Raw genomic sequence first — 20,127 nt, 5'->3', positions numbered from 1 at the left:
TGTAGCCCGGGTGAAACCCGGGATCGCGCGGCCCCGGGTTTCACCCGGGCTACTTCTTCGCTTCCTTCTCCAGCATGCTGGCCATGCCCTGCTTCGGCGCCGCAGCCGCACCCGGCGCCGGCCGCGGTGGCATGCGCGGCATGCCGACGAAGCCGATCGCCATCTGTTCTTCCAGGGTGTTGATCTGCTCGTCGCTGTAGCCCATGCCGCTGAGGATTTCCCTGGTGTGCTCGCCGACCAGCAGCGGCCGGCCCTGAATCACGCCCGGCGTGTCCGACAGCGAGAACAGCAGGCCGATCTGGTCGAGCTTGCCGACCACCGGATGCGGGTAGGACACGGTCCACTGATTCTTTTTGAAATCCGCGTTGTCGTGCAGCTTGCGCGAGAACTCTTCGTCGACGATCTCGACCGGCACGCCGGCCGCATCGAGCTTGGCAAACCAGTGCGCCGCGCTGTCGGTTTTCAGTTTTTCGCCGATGATTTTCGCCAATGACTCGTCGCCTTGCTTGCGCACATCGGCGGACAGCCCGAGCGTCGCTTGCAGACTCGCCCAATGCTGATCGCTGCTCAGCGCCAGGCACAGCCAGCCGGTCCCGGTTTCGTAGATGCGATGGCCGGCCGAAAAACCCACTTGCTGGCCGTCGATCCGCGGACGCTCGAAGCCCTTGCCTTGCGGCGTCGCCACCGCGTAGCTGGTGTTGAGCAGCGCCGCATTGATGATCGAGGTATCGACGAACTGTCCCTCACCGGTGCGATCGCGGTGATACAGCGCCTGCACCATCGCCGTCGCCGACAGAAATCCATTGCCGGTGTCGCCGAAGCTGGTGAAGCTCCACAGCGGCCGGCCGCCTTCGCCGCGGCCCATGCCGCCGTCCTCGAACTGGATGCCGCTGAGGCAGGCACCGGTCTGATCGTTGCCCGGCAGGCCGGCGCGCGCGCCGCGCTCGAAGCCGCGCGTGTGGCAGTAGATCAGCTTCGGGTTGATCTGCTTCAACGATTCGTAATCGATTTTCAGCCGCTCGGCCGCGTCGTAGCGCATGTTGTGCTGGACGATGTCGGCCTTGGCCACCAGGTCCAGCAGCACTTTCATCGCGCGCGGATCTTTCAGGTTCAGCGTGATGCTCTTCTTGCCGCGGTTGGCCATGTAGGCGATGTGCACGCGGTGCCAGAACAGATCGAACAGGCCGTTGACCTTGATCACGGTGGCGCCGAGATCGCTGAGCAACTGCGTGCCGAAGGGGCCGGCGATGGCGAGGCCGAGGTCGAGCACGACGATGCCTTCCAAGGGCGCACGGCGCTGCGCGCCGCCCTCTCCCGGTCCTGTCGGACCACCCTCTCCCGCACGCGGGAGAGGGGACAAATTAGCTTCCCCTCTCCCGCGTGCGGGAGAGGGTCCCGCGGAGCGGGGGGAGAGGGTTGCGTCCGCAATAATCGCAGCCGCCTCCATCTTCACTTCCTCGGTATTGGCACCCGGCTTCACCGGCGGGGCGCCCGGTTTACCTTGCGTGAGACTCATGTTGTAAGCGTTGCCGACCGTGCGGATCGTGCCGAGCTGCGGATCGACCGTCTCGGTCACGCAGCCATCTTCCAGAAACGCCGGATCGGCCAGCGATTCCTCGATGCTGCGCACCGGCTGCATCGTCATCTCGGCGGTCACTGCGGCCTCGACCCAGTCCTTGACCGGGAACTTGGCGATGGCTTCGGCGAGTATCGGCTGGTAGTGCGACATCACCAGGATTTCTTCGGGGCCGGTGCCGAAACGATCCGGATCGTTCTGCACGGTCAGGTCGGGCGAGGCGTTGAGCGTGTCGCCGGCCGCGGCCTGCATGATGAAGCGCGGGTTCGGCACCCAGTTGTGCAGCCAATGCCCGTCCTTGGCCTGGAAATGGCCCTTGGGCGAGCGGTTGCCGAGAATCCAGGTGTCGAAACCCGGCGCGTCGATTTTCTCGGCGCGCTGCCAGACACCGGCCGCGCCAGCGAGCGCACCTTGCAGCAGCGAGGTCTCGACCCACTGGCCGCGGCCAGTGATTTCACGCGCGCGCAGCGCCGCGCTGATGCCGAGGCTGGCGTTGAAGAACGCACCAAGACTGGGCCACTGCGACGCCACGAACAGCGGCCCGGGACGCGGCGCGCCCTGCACCCAGTCCTGCGGAATTTCCAGATCCGGGAACGGATCGGGCTCGCCGTTCATGTGATTCAGCGCGCCTTCGGCCCAGCCGCGCTGCTCGAACATCAGGCCGGTGCGCGCCTGTACCAGCGCATCGACCGCCGGCCGCGCCGAGTGTTCGTTGTCGCGGCCGTAGCCGGTGATCGAGCAGACGATCAGGCGCGGGTTGAGCCGCGACAGGCTCGCGTAATCGACGCCGAGTTTCGCCGCCTCACCCGGCGCGAAAGACTCGACGACGATGTCGGCGGTCTGCGCCAGCGCCAGAAAGATTTTTTTATCGGCATCGTTGTGCAGATCGAGAAACGCACTGCGCTTGCCACGCTGCCAGACGTGATAGCCGAGTTGCTGCGGGCCGCTCTGGGTGCGCGCCGGATCGCCGCCGGGCGGTTCGATCTTGGTGACGCTGGCGCCGTTGTCGGCCAGCAGCATCGTCGTCATCGGCCCGGCGATGCCGGAGCTGAGGTCGAGGACTTTGAGTGAGTCGAGTACGCCGGCCATGCAATCCACCTGTTCGTCTTGTTCCCTTCTCCCCTCGGGAGAAGGTGCCCCGAAGGGGCGGATGAGGGCGTTCGAGTCAGCGCCAAGCTGCGAGGCCCTCACCCCTGCCCCTCTCCCGGAGGGAGAGGGGTTTCTTTCCCTGCACTACAGCGCGAACGCCTTCAGCGCGTTCTCGCTGACGATCTTCTTGCGGTCCGCGTCGTTGATCCCCGCTTCGCGACACTGGCTGACCACCTGTGCCTGCGAGTTCGGCCAGCAGGTCGCCGGATGCGGGAAGTCGGTCGACCAGTACGCGCAGTCGGCGCCGAAATACTCGTAAAAGGCCTTGAGCCCGATCGGCTCGTACATGAAGGTGGCGCCCATCTGCCGGCGGAAATAATCCGAGGGCTTCATCTTCATGCCGGGGAATTCGTAGTGCAGACCCATGCGCGGATCCAGCACGGCTTCGAAAAACCACGGCAGCCAGCCGAGGCCGGGCTCGACCATGATCACGCGCAGCTTCGGGAAGCGTTCGAGCGTGCCGGTCAGGATCCAGAAGCACATCGACTCGGCCAGCGGCGCCCACGGCAGCGCGGTGAAAATGCCTTTCTGCGGCGTCGGATCGCGGCGGAAAATGTCCCAGCCCTCGGTCTTCATCTCGAGGTGATTCATGATCGTCAGGCCGGCGTCCTGGATCGTCGCCCAGAGCTTGTTGTAGCGCGCGTCGTGCACGTCCGGCAGTCCGGAATCCGCCGGGAACGGCGTGATCTGCACGCAGCGCGCCTTGTAGTTCTTGGCCAGGCGTTCGACTTCCTTGACCGCGAAATCGACGTCGGCCAGCGGCAGCTGGTACGCGCACAGCAGGCGATCCGGGTCGTGGCTGGCGAAGTCCGCCATGCCCTGGTTGTAACCGGCGAACACTTCCTTCCAGTGGCTGCCCATCAGCGCTTCGTTGCAGACGCGCGCACCGCCGAGTTCGGGGAAGATCACCTCGGCATGCACGCCGTCGCGGTCCATCGAGGCGATCTTGCCTTCGGGCGTCTTGTAGCCCGGGTCCTGCGACGCGGACGGATCGACGAAGTCTTCCAGATGCAGCTGCGGCTGACCGCCGCGCAGCACTTTCGCCGCGTACTGCTCGGCCTTTTGCTGTGCGCCGTCCCAGACGGCGTGCAGATCCTTGCGCAGGCGATCCTTGACCCAGTCGTTGGTGAAATAGACGTGGCTGTCGGCGGATACCAGCTTTTCTTTTGCGGCGAGGCTCATGTTTCGGTTCTCCTGACGGGCTCGGTCTTGCCGCCGATGGCCGTGATGCGATTCGTGAGTCGAACTTACCCAGCGCCTGCAGGGCTTGCCTGCCTCAAACGGATGATGGTTCCCGAAATTCCCGGCCTCAGGCCACCGGGCCCACGCTCACGGCCAGATCGCTCATCGTCTCGTCGACGAACACCTGGCAGCTGAGCCGCGACGTCGGCCGCACCTCGACGAACTCGCCTATCGCCTCGAGCATCGCCTGCTCGTCGTCGCTGCGCGGCTGCAGCGACTCGCCGCCCCGGTCGATGTAGATGTGGCAGGTGCCGCAGCTGAGTTCGCCGCCGCAGATGCCTTCGACACCGGCGCTGCCGTCGCGCAGGAACTCCATCAGTGGAATCAAAGGCTGCGCCTTGATCTGCAGCTGGGTCCCGTCACGTGTGGTGACCTGCACTACCGCCATTTTTAAAATCCGAATGAACGATTCCCCCTCTCCCGCGTTCGGGAGAGGGTGGCGCGAATGCGCCGGGAGAGCGGCGTTGGCCTGGCATGAAGCAACATCAAAGGCGCCCTCTCCCCAGCCCCTCTCCCGCACGCGGGAGAGGGGTTCCATAGCTCAGACCTTTTCCAGAATCTTCGGGTCGGCGACGTAGAACTGCTTGAACCATTTGCGGAACTGCAGCACCGGGCCGTCGCCGTCGCAGAGCAGCGGCTTGGGCCGGTACTTCTTGTGGTTCCAGATGACGAAGTCGACGCTCTCGAAACCGGCGCTGGTTTCGCCTTCGGCGGCACCGATCATGTGGTCGATGATCTTGCGCGCGACCAGCTGCTCCTTGCTGCCCTCGGGGAAGTCGCGATGCCGGAAGCTCATGTTCATCTGGCTCTTGTCGACGGTGACCGGCTGCGTGTACGAGATCATCGTCGCGGCCGAGCCTTCCTGGGTGAACTCGAGCACGTTGAGTCCGGGGCCGTAAGCCTTGGCGACGATGTAGGTGCCGCCGATGCTGAAGCTCATGATGTGGCCGTCGAACTCGCAGGCCACCGGCGGAATGCCGGCCGCGCCGTGCAGGAACTTCAGGTGCGCGGTGTCGACGCCGTTTTCGGCGATTTCCTGGATCGCGGTATTGGCGGTCCAGCTGCCGCGGCGCGAACCGGTCCAGCCCGGCTCTTCCATGGCCGGGATCGCCGGCAGTTCCCAGCTCGGCTCCTCGCAGGCCGGGTGGAACCAGGCCCAGATCAGGCCATAGCGCTCCTGCACCGGCAGCGCGCGCAGGATCGCCTGCTTCTTGGTGATCGGCGGCGGCACCTTGCCGTAGGGAATGTTCTTGCACCAGCCGCTGGTGTCGTATTCCCAGTGATGGAACGGGCAACGCAGATGATCGCCGCAGACGCTGCCGCCATGGCCCATGTGCGCGCCCAGGTGCGGGCAGTAGGGGTCGGTCATGCCGACCTTGCCGCTCTCGCCGCGGAACAGCACCCACTCCTGGTCGAACAGCGTGACGTTGCGCACTTCGCCGGTTTTCAGGTTCTCGGAGTAATCGACGAAGAACCAGCCGGTCGGGATCGGGAAGGGACAGCGTTCGAGCGACTTGGCTTCGAGCAGCTGCTGGAGATTGATTTCGGCTTTGAGCGGCGGGTTGCTGGTCATGTGTCGGCTTCCTCGGTGAGGAGCCTAGTAAATGGCCAGCGCGCGCGGCGCGCCTGCTGCGAACGGACGAAATAAGCGAAGACACATACGACGGTAGGAGCGGACCCTGTCCGCGACCGTGCTCCGGATGGCCTCAGTCGCGGACAGGGTCCGCTCCTACCGGTCAGCGATTCAGCCGCGCAATTTTTTGTCGATCAGATAGTCCAGGCTGATTTTCCCCGGCCCGACCAGCAGCAGCCAGAAAAACACGAGCACGTACAGCACCTCGTCGAGTTCGACGAACTCGTCCAGTGTGCCGATGGTGGGCAGAACGACCACCACCAGCGCGACGAGCATGTTGATGATCGAGCCGACCATCGTCACGCGGAACGCCAGGCCGACGATCATCGAAATGCCGAAGACGAATTCGGCGCCCGCACTGAACGGCGCCGTGAATTCCGGCACCGGTAGTCCCCAGTTGCCGAAGCGCTGGATCGCGCCGTCCAGGTTGTGCAGCTTGGCCCAGCCGGTCTCGAGCCAGAAATAGCCGAACACGATGCGGATCAGCAGCGGCGCGAGCCAGACAAGGCGCTCGGCCAGATCGACCAGCGAGCGGTACATCGTGACCAGCGGTGACGGTGCGGATTTCATCGGCAGGCTCCATTGCAATGGGAGCATGTTGGTTCGCGCGCGCCGACGAGGCTACGGCCTGCCGTTCCCGCGATATGCCCGTCCGTCCGGCCTGGCAGAAAACGCGATCGGGACGATGCGCCTATAGTGGTAGTCCCCGTGCTCCTGCGGCTACTACGGAAACTCCCATGGCACGTGTGACCATCGAAGATTGCCTGCACATCATTCCCAACCAGTTCGAGCTATGCCAGGTCGCCGCCAAGCGTGCGCGTCAGCTGGCCCGCGGCGCGATGCCGCACGTGCCCTGGGAAGACCACAAATCGACGGTGATTTCGCTGAAGGAAATCGCCGCCGGTCACGTCGATCGCAGCGTGATGGCCGAGGCCGACCTGCCGCCGGTGCGCAGCTCCCAGGCCGACCTGAATCTGCCGGAACTCGCTTTCGAGATCTGAGCGGGGCTGTGTCCGGACGCCCGGGCACAAGTCGGATCACGATGTGACATGGTCGCCCGGGTGGCAAAGCTCTAGGATGCCGCCCATGGAGCATTCCAACCCGATCGCCGAAGCCGGCAACTCGCATTCCGTCGACAGCGTGCTCGAGGCGGTGCTGAGTTCCTACCAGCTGCGCGTCGAGATCACCGCCAACGTGCGCTACTGCGGCACCTGGTTCGAGCAGGAGCCGGCGACGCGTTTCGGCCAGTTCCACCTGGTCACCGACGGCGACTGCTGGGTCAGCGGCAGCGCGCTGCCGGCACCCGAGCAGCTGCGTCGCGGCGACCTGATCGTGTTCCCGACCGGCGCGCGGCATTCGCTGTCGGCCAGCCGCGATCCGCATCTTCCGGCCGCGCACGACGACAGCCCCACCTCGATGCTGTGCGGCGAGCTCGAATTCATCATGGGCACGCGCAACCCGATCTTCAGTGCGCTGCCGCCCTGCTTCATCGTCCGCGCCAGCGTCAGCAGCGACGCCTTCCGCCAGCTCGCCGACATGCTGGCTGCCACCAGCACCGACCGGCGCTGGGGCCGGCAGATGGTGCAGAACAAGCTCGCCGATTCGCTGTTCACGATGGCCGTCTGCGAATACGTGCGCAGCGCCGGCGAGCCGCGCGGCCTGCTGGCGGCGCTGACCGACGTGCGCCTGTCCAAGGCGCTGGCGGCGGTGCACGAGCGGCCCGGCGAGGAGTGGACGATACAGGGCATGGCCCAGGTCGCCGGCATGTCGCGCACCGCGTTCGCCGAGCTGTTCACCCAGACCGTCGGCCTGCCGCCGATCCAGTACCTGGCCAACTGGCGCGCGACCGAGGCGCGCCGGCTGCTGAAGAACCGCCGCTTCTCGGTGGCCGCGATCGCCGAGATGATGGGCTACAAGAGCGAGGCCGCGTTCCGGCGCTTCTTCAAGCGCGTCGATGGCGAGGGGCCGGGCAAGGTGCGGGCCGGGCGGGACGAGGAAGGCGGCGGCAGCTGATCCGCTGCACCTGTAGGAGCGGATCCTATCCGCGACTGAGACCTTGACGAGCACAGTCGCGGATAGGATCCGCTCCTACAGAATCGGCAGGCGCGTTACAGGTTCTCCTTCACCCAACCCAGCAGGCCCTTGCGCGCGACACCCGGCCGGCCTTCCTCGTCCACCGCCTCGGTCACATGCCCGCAGTAGGCAAAGCGCGGCACGACGCGGCCCTGGTATTCGACCTCCTCGTTCCACACCCTCAGCCTGCGCGTACTGGTCGGCAGGCCGGGGCGCGCGTAGAGCCGGGTGTAGACCACGACGACTTCGTCGGTCTCGTCCTCGCGCGCCAGGCACAGGGCCAGGTATTGCGGGCCCTTGTAGTGCTGGTACAGGCCGGGCTGGAAGTCGTTAACCATCTGCTCGAGCAGATCGGTGTCGTCGTCGAAGTCGGCCATGGTGTCTGCGGTGAACGGGGTTCACCGCATTCTAGGCATCAGGGGCGCGGCGCAGCCACCGGCGGCGTCACGCCCGGCGCGGCCGGCTGACGGCCTCCGCCACTGGCGCGGAACAGCCAGGAACCCATCGCCGGCAGCAGACAGATCGCGCCGAGCATGTTGACCAGGAACATGAAGGACAGCAGCAGGCCCATGTCCGCCTGGAACTTCAGCGCCGACAGGGTCCAGGTGCCGACCGCGACCGCCATCGTGATCGCGGTGAAAACAGCAGCACTTCCTCTTTCGCGCATCGCGCTCTCGAACGCCGCGCAGAAGCTCGTGCCCTCGTCGCGCATGTGATGCTGGATGCGCTCGAACAGGTAAATGCCGTAGTCGACGCCGACGCCGACACCGAGCGCAATCACCGGCAGGGTCGCGACCTTGAGTCCGATGCCGAGCCAGGCCATCAGCGCGTTGCAGAAGATCGAGACGATGGTCAGCGGCACGATCACGCACAGCACCGCGCGCCAGCTGCGGAACGTGATCAGGCACAGGAAGGTCAGGGCGCCGAAGATCGCCAGCAGCATGCGCACTTCCGCCGCCGACACCGCCTCGTTGGTCGCGGCCATCACGCCGACGTTGCCGGAGGCCAGGCGCAGCTTCACGCCCTGGGTCGGATTCTGCGCGATGAAGCGCTTGATCTCCGAAATCACGTGCGCGATCGTCGCGCCCTCGTGATTCTTCATGAAGATCATCACCTGGATCGCGCGGCAGCCCTCGTTGTTGATGCCGAGATTCGGATCGAAGCCCTTCGATCCGGTGGACAGGCCGACTTCGGAACGCGGCAGCGCGCGCATGCGCGGATTGCCTTCGTTGAACGAGCTGATCACCAGCTTGCCGATACCGGCCGCGCTGGTCACCGACTGCACGCCGGCGACGCCGTGCAGGAACAGCTCGAAGCGGTCGACCAGGTTGATCACCGGGTACTGCAGGCAGGAATCGCCCTGGAAGTCCGGCGCCTCGACGATCACCGTCAGCACGTCGGTGCCGATGTTGTAGCTGTTGTTGATCACCCGGTCGTCGTAGTTATAGCGCGAATCCGCGCGCAGCTCCGGCGCGCCGCGGCCGGTGTCGCCGATGACCAGGCCGCGCGACACCACCGCGCTGACCGCGAGCAATACCAGGCAGGCGCCGAACACCCACAGCGAATACTGCGGATCGGCGCAACGCGCGATGCCGCGCCAGACCTTCGCCATCCGCGGCGAATCGCTGCGCGTTGATTTTTTCCAGCTCGACTGCTCGAGCGTCACATGCGTCAGGATGATCGGCAGGATCATCTTGTTGGTGATGATCATCAGCAGCACGCCCAGACAAGCCGTGATGCCGAGCTCGTGCACGATCGGGATGTCGATGAACATGATCACCGCGAAGCCCAGCGCATTGGTCAGCAGCGCAACCGCGCCGGGCACGAACAGCTTGCGGAACGCGGCATGCGAGGCATCCACGGAGCTGGCGCCGGCGCAGACCTCCTGGCGCCAGGCGTTGGTCATCTGCACCGCGTGGCTGACGCCGATCGAGAAGATCAGGAACGGCACCAGGATCGACATCGGGTCGATGCCGAAGCCGATCAGCGGCAGGATGCCGATCAGCCACAGCACCGGCAGCAACGCGACGATCACCGCGGTCACCGTCATCTTCACCGAGCGCGTATACCAGTAGAGCAAGGCGACGGTGATCGCGAACGCCAGGCCGAAGAACGCGAACACACCGATCAGGCCGTAGATCACGTCGCCGAGCAGGCGCGCGAAGCCGATGATGTTGACCTCGACGTTGCCCTTCTCGAACTTGTGGCGGATCTCCTCGAGTTTTTTCTGCACTTCCCAGTAGTCGACGCGCTGCTTGTCAACCGGCGCGTTCGGGTCGAAGTCTTGCAGGTCGGCGCGGATCAGCGCGCTCTTGCCGTCGTTGGCGACGATCAGGCCGATCTGCCCGGACAGGCCGACGTTATGCCGCACTCTCGCCAGCTCTTCGGGCGTCGCCGAAAAGCGCGCCGGCACCACCGGCTCGCCGTTGAAACCTTCTTCGGTGATTTCGATGTAGATCGTGTTCGGCGTGAAGATCGACGAGACCTTGGTGCGATTGATGCCGGGGATGAAGAACACCTCGTCGGTGGCCTCCTGCATCGCCTTCATGAATTCCGGGTTGTAGATGTCGCCTTCGCCTTTCCAGCGCAGGTTCACCAGCAGTGTGTTGGCGCCGGAAAAATCCTTCATGTACTGCATCATCGTGCGCATGTATTCATGCTGCACCGGGATCAGTTTCAGGAAGCCCGGGTCGAGCTGCACATGCGTCGCGCTGTAGCCGAAAAACAGGGTCATCGCGATGAATACGACCGACCACAGCTTGCGCAGGCCGATCAGCAGATCGGCGAATCGGTTGACGGTTCTTTCGGTGAAACGATCGATCAGGCCGCCGGCTGCAGCACTCATCGCTGCACGTCCTTCGCGGTATTGGCATCGGCCGCGGCGAGCTCGCCAGGCGCTTTGCGCAGGGCGATGCCGGCTTCGCCGGCAACCAGCCAGCCACTGCCATTGCTGACCGGCAGCACCGTCGCATAACGCTTGCGATCGCCCTCCAACAGCATGCTGAAGGTGCGGCCGTTGTCGGTGGAGCGGAAGACGCTGCTGTTTTCGCCGACCAGCACCACATGGCCGTCGTGATCGATCATCGAGTCGTACAGCGACAGGCCGCCGGGCACGTTGCTGCGCGTCCAGTGCTGGCCGTTGTCGTCGCTCAGATACGCATTGCCACGCATGCCGAAGGCCAGCAGCGTGTCGCTGGGCAGGCGCTGCAGACCGTAGAACGAGCCCTTGTAGACTTCGGGCAGCTTGGTCCAGCTGGCGCCCTGATCGACGCTGCGCGCCATCAGCCCGGTTTCGCCGACGATCACCAGCGAGCCGTCCTGCGCCTGCACCATCGCGGCCAGATGGCGATCGCCGATCGCGCCGTGCTTCTCGTGCAGCCAGGTCTGGCCATTGTCGGTCGACACCAGGAACTGGCCGAAAGCGCCGTAGGCATAGAGCCGGCCGTCGAACGGCCCGGCGACGCCGAGCACCGCTTCGCCGCGCTCCGGGTCGAACACCACCTCGTGCCAGGTTTCACCGCGATCGGTGCTGCGCACGATCCAGCCGTCGTGGCCGACCGCGATCGCGGTATTGGCGTCGGTGAAGATCACGCGGGTGAACGTGGAACCGCGCTGCGGCGTGACCTTGACTTCGCGCCAGGGGCCGCTGGCGGCGTCGGCGATCAGGATGCGGCCGAGTTCGCCGACCGCGATGCGGCGTTCGCCGGACTGGGCCAGGCCGGTCACCAGCAGGCCGTCGGCCTTGGTCACGGTCTGCGGGAACGGCGGCAGCGGACGATGCGAGAACGAGTACACCGCGGCGCCGGCGACGATGACCGCCAGCAGCAGCGCCGGCCAGCCGCTCAGCAGGCTGGGAGCGCCGGGCGCGGCGACTGCCGCCGCCTCACGCGCACGCGCCTGCGGCTGACGGGGCTGCACCAACACGTTGGCAGTACGGGCCATCGGTGAATCTCCTCGTTCTCAAGACAGCCGATCTGCGTCGGTTTCCCTGTATGGCCCTATCGTGGCGGCTGCCCGCCGGGGCGACCTCGTCCATACGTGTGAAAGTGCCTGGTGCGGAGATTTATGGCGATGCTCTCCCGAAAATCGTGTCTGCTCGCCCCGCACGCCGACGGGAGGGAACGGTTCAGGCCGGGATTTCGAAAAGCCCCGCCGCGCCCATGCCGCCGCCGATACACATCGTGATGACGACATAGCGCTCGCCGCGACGCCGTCCCTCGATCAGCGCGTGCATCACCATGCGCGCGCCGGACATGCCGAAGGGATGGCCGATGCTGATCGCGCCGCCGTCGACATTGAGCCTGGCCTGCGGGATGCCGAGCTTGTCGCGGCAATACAGCACCTGGCTGGCGAAAGCCTCGTTCAGTTCCCACAGGCCGATGTCGGAGACCTTCAGGCCATGCCGGTCGAGCAGCTTGGGCACCGCGAACACCGGGCCGATGCCCATTTCGTCGGCGCGGCAGCCGGCGACGGCGATGCCGCGATAAATGCCCAGCGGCTTGAGCCCGCGCGCCCTGGCGTCGTCGCCGCTCATCATCAGCACCGCCGCGGCGCCGTCGGACAGCTGCGAGGCGTTGCCGGCGGTGATGAACTGCCCTTCCTTGACCCAAGCTCCGTTCTTCCAAACGGGCTTCAGCGCGGTCAGGCTTTCCAGCGTCGTTTCCGGACGATTGCCCTCGTCCTTCTCCAGCAGCACGTTCTGCTTGTCGGTGGGCTTGCCCTCCTTGTCGTAGAGCTGCTTCACCGAAGGCAATGCGACGATCTCGTCGTTGAAGCGTCCGGCCTGCTGCGCGGCCGCGGTGCGCTGCTGGCTCTGCCAGGAATATTCGTCCTGCGCGAGCCTGGACACGCCGTAACGCTGCGCCACCAGCTCCGCGGTTTCGATCATCGCGATGTACGCGGTCGAGTCCTGCGCCAGCACCGCTTCGGACTGCGAGCGATAGCTGTTCTTGTGGGCGTTCTGCGTCAGCGATATCGATTCGAGGCCGCCGGCGATCACCACTTTCTGCTCGCCGGCGATGATGTTCTTCGCCGCGATCGCGATCGCCTGCATGCCCGAGCCGCACTGACGATCCAGCGTCATGCCGGCCACCGTGTTCGGCAGCCCGCCGGCGACGCCGCACAGGCGGCCAAGGTTGTAGCCCTGGGTTCCCTGCTGCGCCGCGCAGCCGAGAATCACGTCGTCGACCTCGGCGGCGTTGACACCCGCGCGCTCGACGACGGCGCGCACCACGTGGCCGCCGAGCGCCGGCGCCTCGGTGTCGTTGAAGGCACCGCGGTAGGCGCGGCCGATCGGCGTACGCGCGACGGAGACGATGACGGCTTCGGTCATGGGAGTTCCCTTAATTCAAAAATAGTAGCGATTGAGCCAGTCGATCACGCAGGCCGGCTTGCTCTGGTTTTCGATCTCGATGACCACGCGCAAAGTCGCCTGCACGCCGCCATCCTTGGTTTTTTCCGCGGCGACGATTTCACCGCCGCCGCGAATCCGGCTGCCGACTTTGACCGGCATCGGAAAACGCAGCTTGTCGATGCCGTAGTTCAGGCCATGCTTGAACTTGATCTCGACCAGCTCCGGCAAAAACTTGGACGCCAGCGACAGGCTCAAAAAGCCATGCGCGATGGTGCCGCCGAACTCGCTGGCGCTGGCGCGCTCGGTATCGACGTGGATCCACTGATGATCGTCGGTGGCGTCGGCGAACCGGTTCACGCGATCCTGCGTGATCGTCAGCCAGTCGCTGGTACCGAGCTGTGTGCCGACCGCGGCAAGGACTTCGTCGGCGGTGTGGAAGACGGGTTTGGTCATTAAAAACTCCTCCATGCTTTTTGTAGGAGCGGACCCTGTCCGCGACTGTGCCGCTGACGGAATAGCCGCCGTCGCGGACAGGGTCCGCTCCTACAGGTTCTTGTTCTACGCCCGCTGACTCGACGCCGATATCGTCTCACCGACCAGATACGAAGCGTACTCCGAGGCCAGAAACACGATCACGTTGGCGATCTCCCAGGCTTCGGCCGCACGGCCGAAGGCCTCGCGGCTGGCCAGCGACTCCAGCAACTCCACCGGCGAGGTCTTGCGCAAATGATCGTGAAACACGATCGACGGCGACACCGCGTTGATGCGGATGCCGTAGTCGGCCGCTTCCAGCCCGGCGCAGCGCGTCAGCGCCATCACGCCGGCTTTCGCCGCCGCGTAATGCGCCTGTTCCTTCTGCGCGCGCCAGCCCAGCACCGAGGCGTTGTTGACGATCGCGCCGCGTCCGCGCGGCTGCATCCGGCGCAGCATCGCGCGCGTCATCCGCATCGTGCCGGTCAGCGTCACGTCGATGACCTTGTTCCATTCCTCGTCGCTCATGTCGACCAGCAACTTGCTGCCGCCGAGGCCGGCGTTGTTGATCAGCACGTCGACGCCGCCGAGTGCGCTTTCGGCGAAATCCACCAGCGCCTGCACGTCGGCCTCGACCGTGACGTTGGCCAGATGCGCCAGCACGATGCGATCCGGGAACTCGGCTTTGAGCTTCGCCGCCGCTTCTTCGGTACGCCGCGGATGGATGTCGGCGACGACGATGCCGCGCGCGCCTTCGGCAAGACAGCGCTGCGCGGTGGCAAAGCCGATGCCGCCACCGGCGGCGGCGGTGATCAGCACGCTGCGGTCGCGCAGCAGGCCGCAGGGGGCGTTGGGTTGGGGCGCGGGTTTCACTGAGCAAGCTCCGATGCTGGCGACACCCTCTCCCGCACGCGGGAGAGGGGACTACAAGGCGCCAAGGTCTTCAAGATGCCGGCCGCGCTTCACGCGGCAGGCCCAATCCGCGCTCGGCGATCAGGTTGAGCTGGATTTCGTTGGTACCGCCGTAAATCGTGTCGGCGCGCGAGAAGAAGAACAGCTGCTGCAGCGGCCGCACCGACTCGTCATCTGAGACCAGGTCGGCGGCTTCGCCGAGCACGTCCATACCGAGCTTGCCGAGGTCGCGATGCCAGTTCGACCACCAGTATTTGTAGATCAGCGCCTCGCGGCGCAGGCTCAGGTCGCTGCCGCCGTCGAGCATGCGCAGCGCGTTGTAGCGCATCACGCGCAGGCCGGTCCACGCGACCGCCAGGCGCTGGCGCAGCAGCGCATCGTCGACGCGGCCGGCTGCGCGCGCCGCCTGCACCACGCGTTCGAACTCGTGCGAGAAATGCATCTGCTGGCCCAGCGTCGACACCCCGCGCTCGACCTCGAGCAGGCCCATCGCGACTTTCCAGCCCTCGCCCGGCGCGCCGACGATGTGCGCCGCGTCGGCCACCGCTTCGTCGAAAAACACTTCGTTGAATTCCGAGCCGCCGCCGAGCTGGCGTATCGGCCGTATCCGGATGCCGGGCTGCTTCAGCGGCAGCAGCAGAAAGCTCAGGCCCTTGTTGCCGCGCGAGCCCGGCTCGCTGCGCGCGAGCACGAAAATCCATTCGGATTCGTGCGCCAGCGAGGTCCAGATTTTTTGTCCGGACACGCGCCAGGAACCGTCATCGGCCTGCCAGCAGCGCGTCTGCACGTTGGCCAGGTCGGAGCCGGCGTTGGGCTCGGAATAGCCCTGCGCCCAGAACTCGCGGCCGGCGACGATCTGCGGCAGGAAGCGCTGGCGCTGTGCCGCACTGCCGAACTGGATCAGGGTCGGGCCGACCAGGCCTTCGCCGATGTGCCCCATGCGGCCGGGGCCGCCGGCACGCGCGTATTCCTCGTGAAAAATCACCTGCTGCGCGATCGACAGGCCGCGGCCGCCGTATTCCTTCGGCCAGCCGACACAGGTCCAGCCGCCGGCAGCGAGCTCGCGCTCCCAGTCCTTGCGCAGCGCCGGATCGGCTTCTTCGTCGCCGGGGCCGCCGCGGTGTTTCAGCGCGGCGAAACGGCCGCACAGATGCGCTTGCATCCAGCCGGCGATTTCGACGCGAAATGCCTCGTCGCTTTGCTGCGCCTGAGAGGCCCTCTCCCGGTCCTGCGGACCACCCTCTCCCGCACGCGGGAGAGGGGACAGCAGGTGCGTCGCGATCTTTTCGCGCAACGCCTCCGCCGTGCCCAGCCAATGGGCGCTCGCCTGAGCGCGCTTGAAGTACAGCTGCGGATCGTATTCCCAGGTGAAGCCGACGCCGCCGTGCAGCTGGATCGCCTCGCCGGCGCAGTGAAAATAGGTGTCGATCGCCAGGGCCCGCGCCATGGCGCATTCGGCGTCCAGCGCCTCGATGTCATCGGTGGTGGCGGCCAATGCGGCCGCACCGGCCACGGCCGAACGCAGCGCCTCGATCTTCACCATCATCTCGGCGCAGCGATGCTTCACCGCCTGGAAGCCGCCGACGACGCGGCCGAACTGCTTGCGCTCGCCGACGTAGCGCACCGTCAGATCCAGGCACTGCTGCGAGCCGCCGAGCGCTTCGGCAGCCAAATACAGACGAACCAGCGCAGCGGCCTTGCGAAAGCCCTGAGGCGCGCGCGCGGCATCGTCGATGCGCTGCGCCCTCGCCTGGCTCAGCTCGACGCGCGCCAGCCGTCGCGTGCCGTCCCAGGTCTGCAGCGGCGTGATCGCGATGCCGGCGGCCCGGGCGTCGGCGACGAACAGGCCGACGCCATCGGCGGTCGCCGCGATCAGCAGCAGCGAGTCGGCACCGGCCGCGTCCGGCATGCGGGTGACCTCACCGCTGAGCACCCACTGCGCACCCTGCGCCGTGGCGCGCACGCGCTGGGCGGCAGCGGTCCAGTCGACCTCGGCCGGCAGCGGCGCGGTCGCGCGCAGGCTGCCCTCGGCGATTTTCGGCAGCAGGCGTTCGCAGGCCGCGTCATCCGCAATCTGCATCAGCAGGTTCGCCGCCAGCACCGCGCTGGAGAAGTACGGCGCGCACAGCAGATGCCGGCCGCCGCTTTCCATCAGCAGCGCCTGTTCGACCGGCCCCAGGCCCAGCCCGCCATGGGCTTCCGGAATCGCCAGCGCACACCAGCCGAGTTCACCGGCGACGCGCGCCCAGACGCGCTCGTCGAAACCCTTGGCACTGTCCAGCGCACGGCGCACGGCGGCGCTGTCGCTGGCATCGGCGAGAAAGCTCTCGGCCGAGTCGCGAATCATCTGCTGGTCGTCGCTGAGGCTCAGGTTCACGGGCGGTGGGGCAACGCGGCCAAGGGGATGATCCGCATTATTCGGCCCGCGCCGGTCAGGCTCTTCACCCGATGAGACGACGCCCCGGTGAGGGCAGTTAAGGAGCCGGCAAGCGCCGCCCGGGATAAATGCTTCATTGTCGAGATCTACCGAATAACGCAATACGGCGACCGCGAGTCAACGCGGCTCGCCGGGCATTCCTTTGACCTAGCCAAGAGCAGCCGGCGCGACCGAGTCCCCGATGGATTCACAGCCCTTTTCCAGCATCGACGCCGCCAGCGGCATCGACGGCCTGGACCATGTCCTGTGCGGCGGCTTCACGCCGAACCGCATGTACCTGCTCGAAGGCGTGCCGGGCTCGGGCAAAACCACGCTGGCGATGCAGTTCCTGTTCGCCGGCGTCGCCGCCGGGGAGCCGGTGCTCTACGTCAGCCTGTCCGAGAGCCTGGAAGAACTGCGCTCGGTGGCCGACTCGCACGGCTGGTCGCTGGACGGCGTGCATATCCGCGAGCTGCTGCCGCAGGAAGAATCGCTGCAGCCCGAGGAGCAGTACACGATCTTTCATCCGTCCGAGATCGAGCTGACCGAAACCACGTCCAAGATCCTCGCCGATGTCGACACGCTCAAACCGCGGCGGGTGGTGTTCGACTCGCTGTCCGAACTGCGACTGCTGATCGGCAACTCGCTGCGCTACCGACGCCAGATCCTGGCGTTGAAGCAGTATTTCACCGGGCGCAACTGCACCGTGCTGCTGCTCGACGACCTGACCGCGACCGATCGCGACCTGCAGGTGCAGAGCATTGCCCACGGCGTGATCAGCCTGCACCAGATGATCCCGGAATACGGCGCCGACCGGCGCCGGCTGCGCGTGGTCAAGATGCGCGGCAAGCGGTATCGCGGCGGCTATCACGACTATGCGATCCGCCGCGGCGGCCTCGAAGTGTTTCCGCGCGTGACCGCCGCCGAACATCGCCAGCCTTCGACGCGCGTCAAGATGTCCAGCGGCATCGAGGGCATCGACGCGCTGCTCAACGGCGGCATCGATCGCGGCACCAGCACGCTGCTGGTCGGCGCGCCGGGTACCGGCAAATCCTCGGTCGCGGCGCAGTTCGCCCGCACCGCGGCGCATGCGGGCCACAAGGCCGCGCTGTTCATCTTCGACGAGAGCAGCGAAACGCTGCTGGGCCGCATGGCCGGCCTGGGCCTGGACCTGCGCGCCAGCGTCGCAGCCGGCGCCATCACCATCCAGCAGATCGATCCGGCCGAGATGTCGCCGGGCGAATTCGCGCAACAGCTGCGCTACGCCGTCGAGGAAGGCGGCGCCAGCATGATCGTCATCGACAGCCTCAACGGCTATCTGAATGCGATGCCGGAAGAACACTATCTGACGATCCAGCTGCACGAGCTGCTGACCTACCTGGGGCAGAAAGGCGTGGCGACGATCCTGATCGGCGCACACCAGGGCCTGATCGGCGCGCAGATGCAGGCGCCGGTGGACGCGAGCTATCTCGCCGACACGGTGATCCTGATGCGCTACTTCGAAAGCCGCGGCGAAGTGCGCCAGTCGATCTCGGTGGTCAAGCAGCGCGGCGGCCCGCACGAACGCACCGTTCGCGAATTCACACTGGACCACGCCGGCATCCACGTCGGCGAGCCGCTGCGCCAATTCCGCGGCGTACTGACCGGCGTACCGGTCCCCGAGGACGAGGGTGCTACCGGATAAGACGCCACCCACTGCTGATATCAGCGCCGACGATGCGCTGAGCCGACGTCTGTTGATCCTGGCGCCCACCGGCCGCGATTCGCGGCTGATGCGCGAGCTGCTGGCCGAACACGGCATCGCCAGCGAGATTCGCGCGGATTTCACCGAACTGTCCCTCGCCTGCAGTGTAGGCGTCGCCGGCGTGCTGCTCGCCGAGGAAGCGATCCGCGACGGCAACCTGCAGATCTTCGGCGCCTGGGTGCGCGCGCAGCCGGCCTGGTCGGATCTGCCGGTGCTGGTGCTGACGCGCCAGGGCGCGGATTCGCCCGCGGTCGCGCAGGCGCTGGACACGCTCGGCAACGTCACGCTGCTGGAGCGGCCGACGCGAATGTCCGCGCTGACCAGCGCGGCACGCGCCGCACTGCGCGCCCGGGCGCGCCAATATCAGGTTCGCGATCAGCTGCTGGAGCTGCAGCGCTCCGCCGAAGCGCTGCGCGCCAGCGAGGAGCGGCTGCTCGACGCCGACCGGCGCAAGGACGAATTCCTGGCGACGCTGGCACACGAGCTGCGCAATCCGCTGGCGCCGATCCGCAACGCGCTGCATCTGCTGCGCCTGGGCGGAGGCGAGGTCAGTGCCGACGGCGAAGGCATCCACCTGCACCAGATGATGGAGCGCCAGGTCAATCACATGGTGCGCCTGGTCGACGACCTGCTGGAGATCTCGCGCATCACCCGCGGCAACATCGAGCTGCAGCTGGCGCCGCTGTCGATCGCCACCTTGATCAACAGCGCGATCGAAACCAGCCGGCCGATCATCGAAAGTGCCGGCCATCGCCTGGAAGTGAAGCTGCCGGCGCAGCCGCTGCAGGTCGAAGGCGACAGCGTGCGCCTGGCGCAGGTGTTGTCCAACCTGCTCAACAACGCGGCCAAATACACCGATGCCGGCGGCCTGATCGAGGTGATCGCCCGTGCCGACAACCGCGAGGTGGTGATCCAGGTCTGCGACAGCGGTGTCGGCATTCCGCCCGACATGCTGCCGCGCGTATTCGACATGTTCACCCAGGTGCACGACACCTCGAGCCGCTCGCAGGGCGGCCTCGGTATCGGCCTGACGCTGGTGCGCAGCCTCGCCGAAATGCACGGCGGCCGCGTCAGCGCCAGCAGTGAGGGCACCAACCGCGGCAGCTGCTTCACCTTGCACTTGCCGCAGCTGGCAGTCGCCGCAGCGGCGCCGTCACCGGTGGACGCCGCGGCCGCCGCGCCGAGCAGCGAGGTGCGCGCACCGCATCGCATCCTGGTGGTCGACGACAATGCCGACGCCGCCGACAGTCTCGGCATGGTGCTGCAGGTGCTCGGAGCGGAAGTGCTCGTGGTCCACGGCGGCCAGGCCGCGCTCGATGCACTGCAGGACTACAAGCCGGACGTGGCCTTCGTCGATATCGGCATGCCGGACATCGACGGCTTCGAGGTCGCGCGCCGGGTCCGTGCACGCGGCGACTGCGCCGACCTGAGGTTGATCGCGCTGACCGGCTGGGGCCAGCAGGAAGACCGCCGTCGCTCGGCCGAAGCCGGCTTCGACCGGCATCTGGTCAAGCCGGCCGGGCTGGAAGCCTTGAAGGTCGTTTTGGAGTCGCTGTGA

At 66.4% G+C, this 20,127-nt stretch carries 16 protein-coding genes and 1 pseudogene; 4 read left to right on the top strand and 13 right to left on the bottom strand.

Features of this window, described 5'->3' with window-relative positions; all coding sequences use genetic code 11:
* Nucleotides 1–49 precede the first annotated feature (49 nt).
* The 5 genes from ACQZF9_RS01615 to ACQZF9_RS01595 form a co-directional block, all read right to left on the bottom strand.
* Nucleotides 50–2,665 (bottom strand): CaiB/BaiF CoA transferase family protein, encoded by a 2,616-nt coding sequence (locus ACQZF9_RS01615; RefSeq protein ID WP_428311533.1) that lies wholly within the window; start codon nucleotides 2,663–2,665, stop codon nucleotides 50–52.
* Between the two features lie 144 nt (nucleotides 2,666–2,809).
* Nucleotides 2,810–3,907 (bottom strand): amidohydrolase family protein, encoded by a 1,098-nt coding sequence (locus ACQZF9_RS01610; protein WP_428311532.1) that lies wholly within the window; start codon nucleotides 3,905–3,907, stop codon nucleotides 2,810–2,812.
* A 127-nt stretch (nucleotides 3,908–4,034) separates the two neighbouring features.
* Nucleotides 4,035–4,355 (bottom strand): 2Fe-2S iron-sulfur cluster-binding protein, encoded by a 321-nt coding sequence (locus ACQZF9_RS01605; RefSeq protein WP_428311531.1) that lies wholly within the window; start codon nucleotides 4,353–4,355, stop codon nucleotides 4,035–4,037.
* 153 nt (nucleotides 4,356–4,508) lie between these two features.
* Nucleotides 4,509–5,540: an aromatic ring-hydroxylating oxygenase subunit alpha gene (locus tag ACQZF9_RS01600; RefSeq protein ID WP_428311530.1), complete on the bottom strand. Its 1,032-nt coding sequence runs from the start codon at nucleotides 5,538–5,540 to the stop codon at nucleotides 4,509–4,511.
* 171 nt (nucleotides 5,541–5,711) lie between these two features.
* On the bottom strand, nucleotides 5,712–6,170 hold the full coding sequence (locus ACQZF9_RS01595; RefSeq protein ID WP_428311529.1) for a DoxX family protein: 459 nt from the start codon (nucleotides 6,168–6,170) through the stop codon (nucleotides 5,712–5,714).
* 167 nt (nucleotides 6,171–6,337) lie between these two features.
* On the opposite strand from ACQZF9_RS01595, the gene rpoZ reads away from it, so the two are divergent.
* Both rpoZ and ACQZF9_RS01585 read left to right on the top strand, forming a co-directional pair.
* Nucleotides 6,338–6,601 (top strand): DNA-directed RNA polymerase subunit omega, encoded by a 264-nt coding sequence (gene rpoZ, locus ACQZF9_RS01590; RefSeq protein ID WP_428311528.1) that lies wholly within the window; start codon nucleotides 6,338–6,340, stop codon nucleotides 6,599–6,601.
* An 85-nt stretch (nucleotides 6,602–6,686) separates the two neighbouring features.
* Nucleotides 6,687–7,613 (top strand): AraC family transcriptional regulator, encoded by a 927-nt coding sequence (locus ACQZF9_RS01585; RefSeq protein ID WP_428311527.1) that lies wholly within the window; start codon nucleotides 6,687–6,689, stop codon nucleotides 7,611–7,613.
* A 95-nt stretch (nucleotides 7,614–7,708) separates the two neighbouring features.
* Here the strand turns inward: ACQZF9_RS01585 and ACQZF9_RS01580 are convergent, their stop codons facing one another.
* The 8 genes and pseudogenes from ACQZF9_RS01580 to ACQZF9_RS01545 all read right to left on the bottom strand — a co-directional run.
* The gene (locus tag ACQZF9_RS01580) at nucleotides 7,709–8,011 is read right to left on the bottom strand and encodes a DUF1653 domain-containing protein (protein WP_428313496.1); all 303 of its coding nucleotides are present in this window, start codon (nucleotides 8,009–8,011) and stop codon (nucleotides 7,709–7,711) included.
* A gap of 77 nt (nucleotides 8,012–8,088) precedes the next feature.
* Nucleotides 8,089–10,518, bottom strand: a complete 2,430-nt coding sequence (locus tag ACQZF9_RS01575) for an efflux RND transporter permease subunit (protein ID WP_428311526.1) — start codon at nucleotides 10,516–10,518, stop codon at nucleotides 8,089–8,091.
* A complete protein-coding gene (locus ACQZF9_RS01570) occupies nucleotides 10,515–11,615 on the bottom strand; it encodes a WD40/YVTN/BNR-like repeat-containing protein (RefSeq protein WP_428311525.1) in 1,101 nt (366 codons plus the stop codon). Before ACQZF9_RS01570 ends, ACQZF9_RS01575 begins: the two co-directional genes overlap by 4 nt.
* 184 nt (nucleotides 11,616–11,799) lie before the next feature.
* Nucleotides 11,800–13,005: an acetyl-CoA C-acyltransferase gene (locus ACQZF9_RS01565; protein ID WP_428311524.1), complete on the bottom strand. Its 1,206-nt coding sequence runs from the start codon at nucleotides 13,003–13,005 to the stop codon at nucleotides 11,800–11,802.
* A gap of 15 nt (nucleotides 13,006–13,020) precedes the next feature.
* On the bottom strand, nucleotides 13,021–13,479 hold the full coding sequence (locus ACQZF9_RS01560; protein ID WP_428311523.1) for a MaoC family dehydratase: 459 nt from the start codon (nucleotides 13,477–13,479) through the stop codon (nucleotides 13,021–13,023).
* 105 nt (nucleotides 13,480–13,584) lie between these two features.
* On the bottom strand, nucleotides 13,585–14,370 hold the full coding sequence (locus ACQZF9_RS01555) for an SDR family oxidoreductase (RefSeq protein ID WP_428311522.1): 786 nt from the start codon (nucleotides 14,368–14,370) through the stop codon (nucleotides 13,585–13,587).
* Between the two features lie 70 nt (nucleotides 14,371–14,440).
* Nucleotides 14,441–15,571 (bottom strand): acyl-CoA dehydrogenase family protein, encoded by a 1,131-nt coding sequence (locus ACQZF9_RS01550; protein ID WP_428313495.1) that lies wholly within the window; start codon nucleotides 15,569–15,571, stop codon nucleotides 14,441–14,443.
* A 165-nt stretch (nucleotides 15,572–15,736) separates the two neighbouring features.
* A pseudogene (locus ACQZF9_RS01545) lies at nucleotides 15,737–16,756 on the bottom strand (acyl-CoA dehydrogenase family protein); the annotation flags it as partial.
* A gap of 271 nt (nucleotides 16,757–17,027) precedes the next feature.
* Between ACQZF9_RS01545 and ACQZF9_RS01540 the strand changes: the two are divergent.
* Entirely contained in the window at nucleotides 17,028–18,509 is a 1,482-nt protein-coding gene (locus ACQZF9_RS01540) for an ATPase domain-containing protein (protein WP_428311521.1), read from the top strand.
* Nucleotides 18,510–18,561: 52 nt separating this feature from the next.
* Nucleotides 18,562–20,127 carry a hybrid sensor histidine kinase/response regulator gene (locus tag ACQZF9_RS01535; protein ID WP_428311520.1) on the top strand — a complete coding sequence of 522 codons (1,566 nt, stop codon included), beginning with the start codon at nucleotides 18,562–18,564 and terminating at the stop codon, nucleotides 20,125–20,127.

It is taken from the genome of Hydrocarboniphaga sp., from assembly GCF_965279055.1.
Lineage (GTDB): Bacteria > Pseudomonadota > Gammaproteobacteria > Nevskiales > Nevskiaceae > Hydrocarboniphaga.
This window is presented reverse-complemented; position numbering and strand designations above follow the sequence as displayed.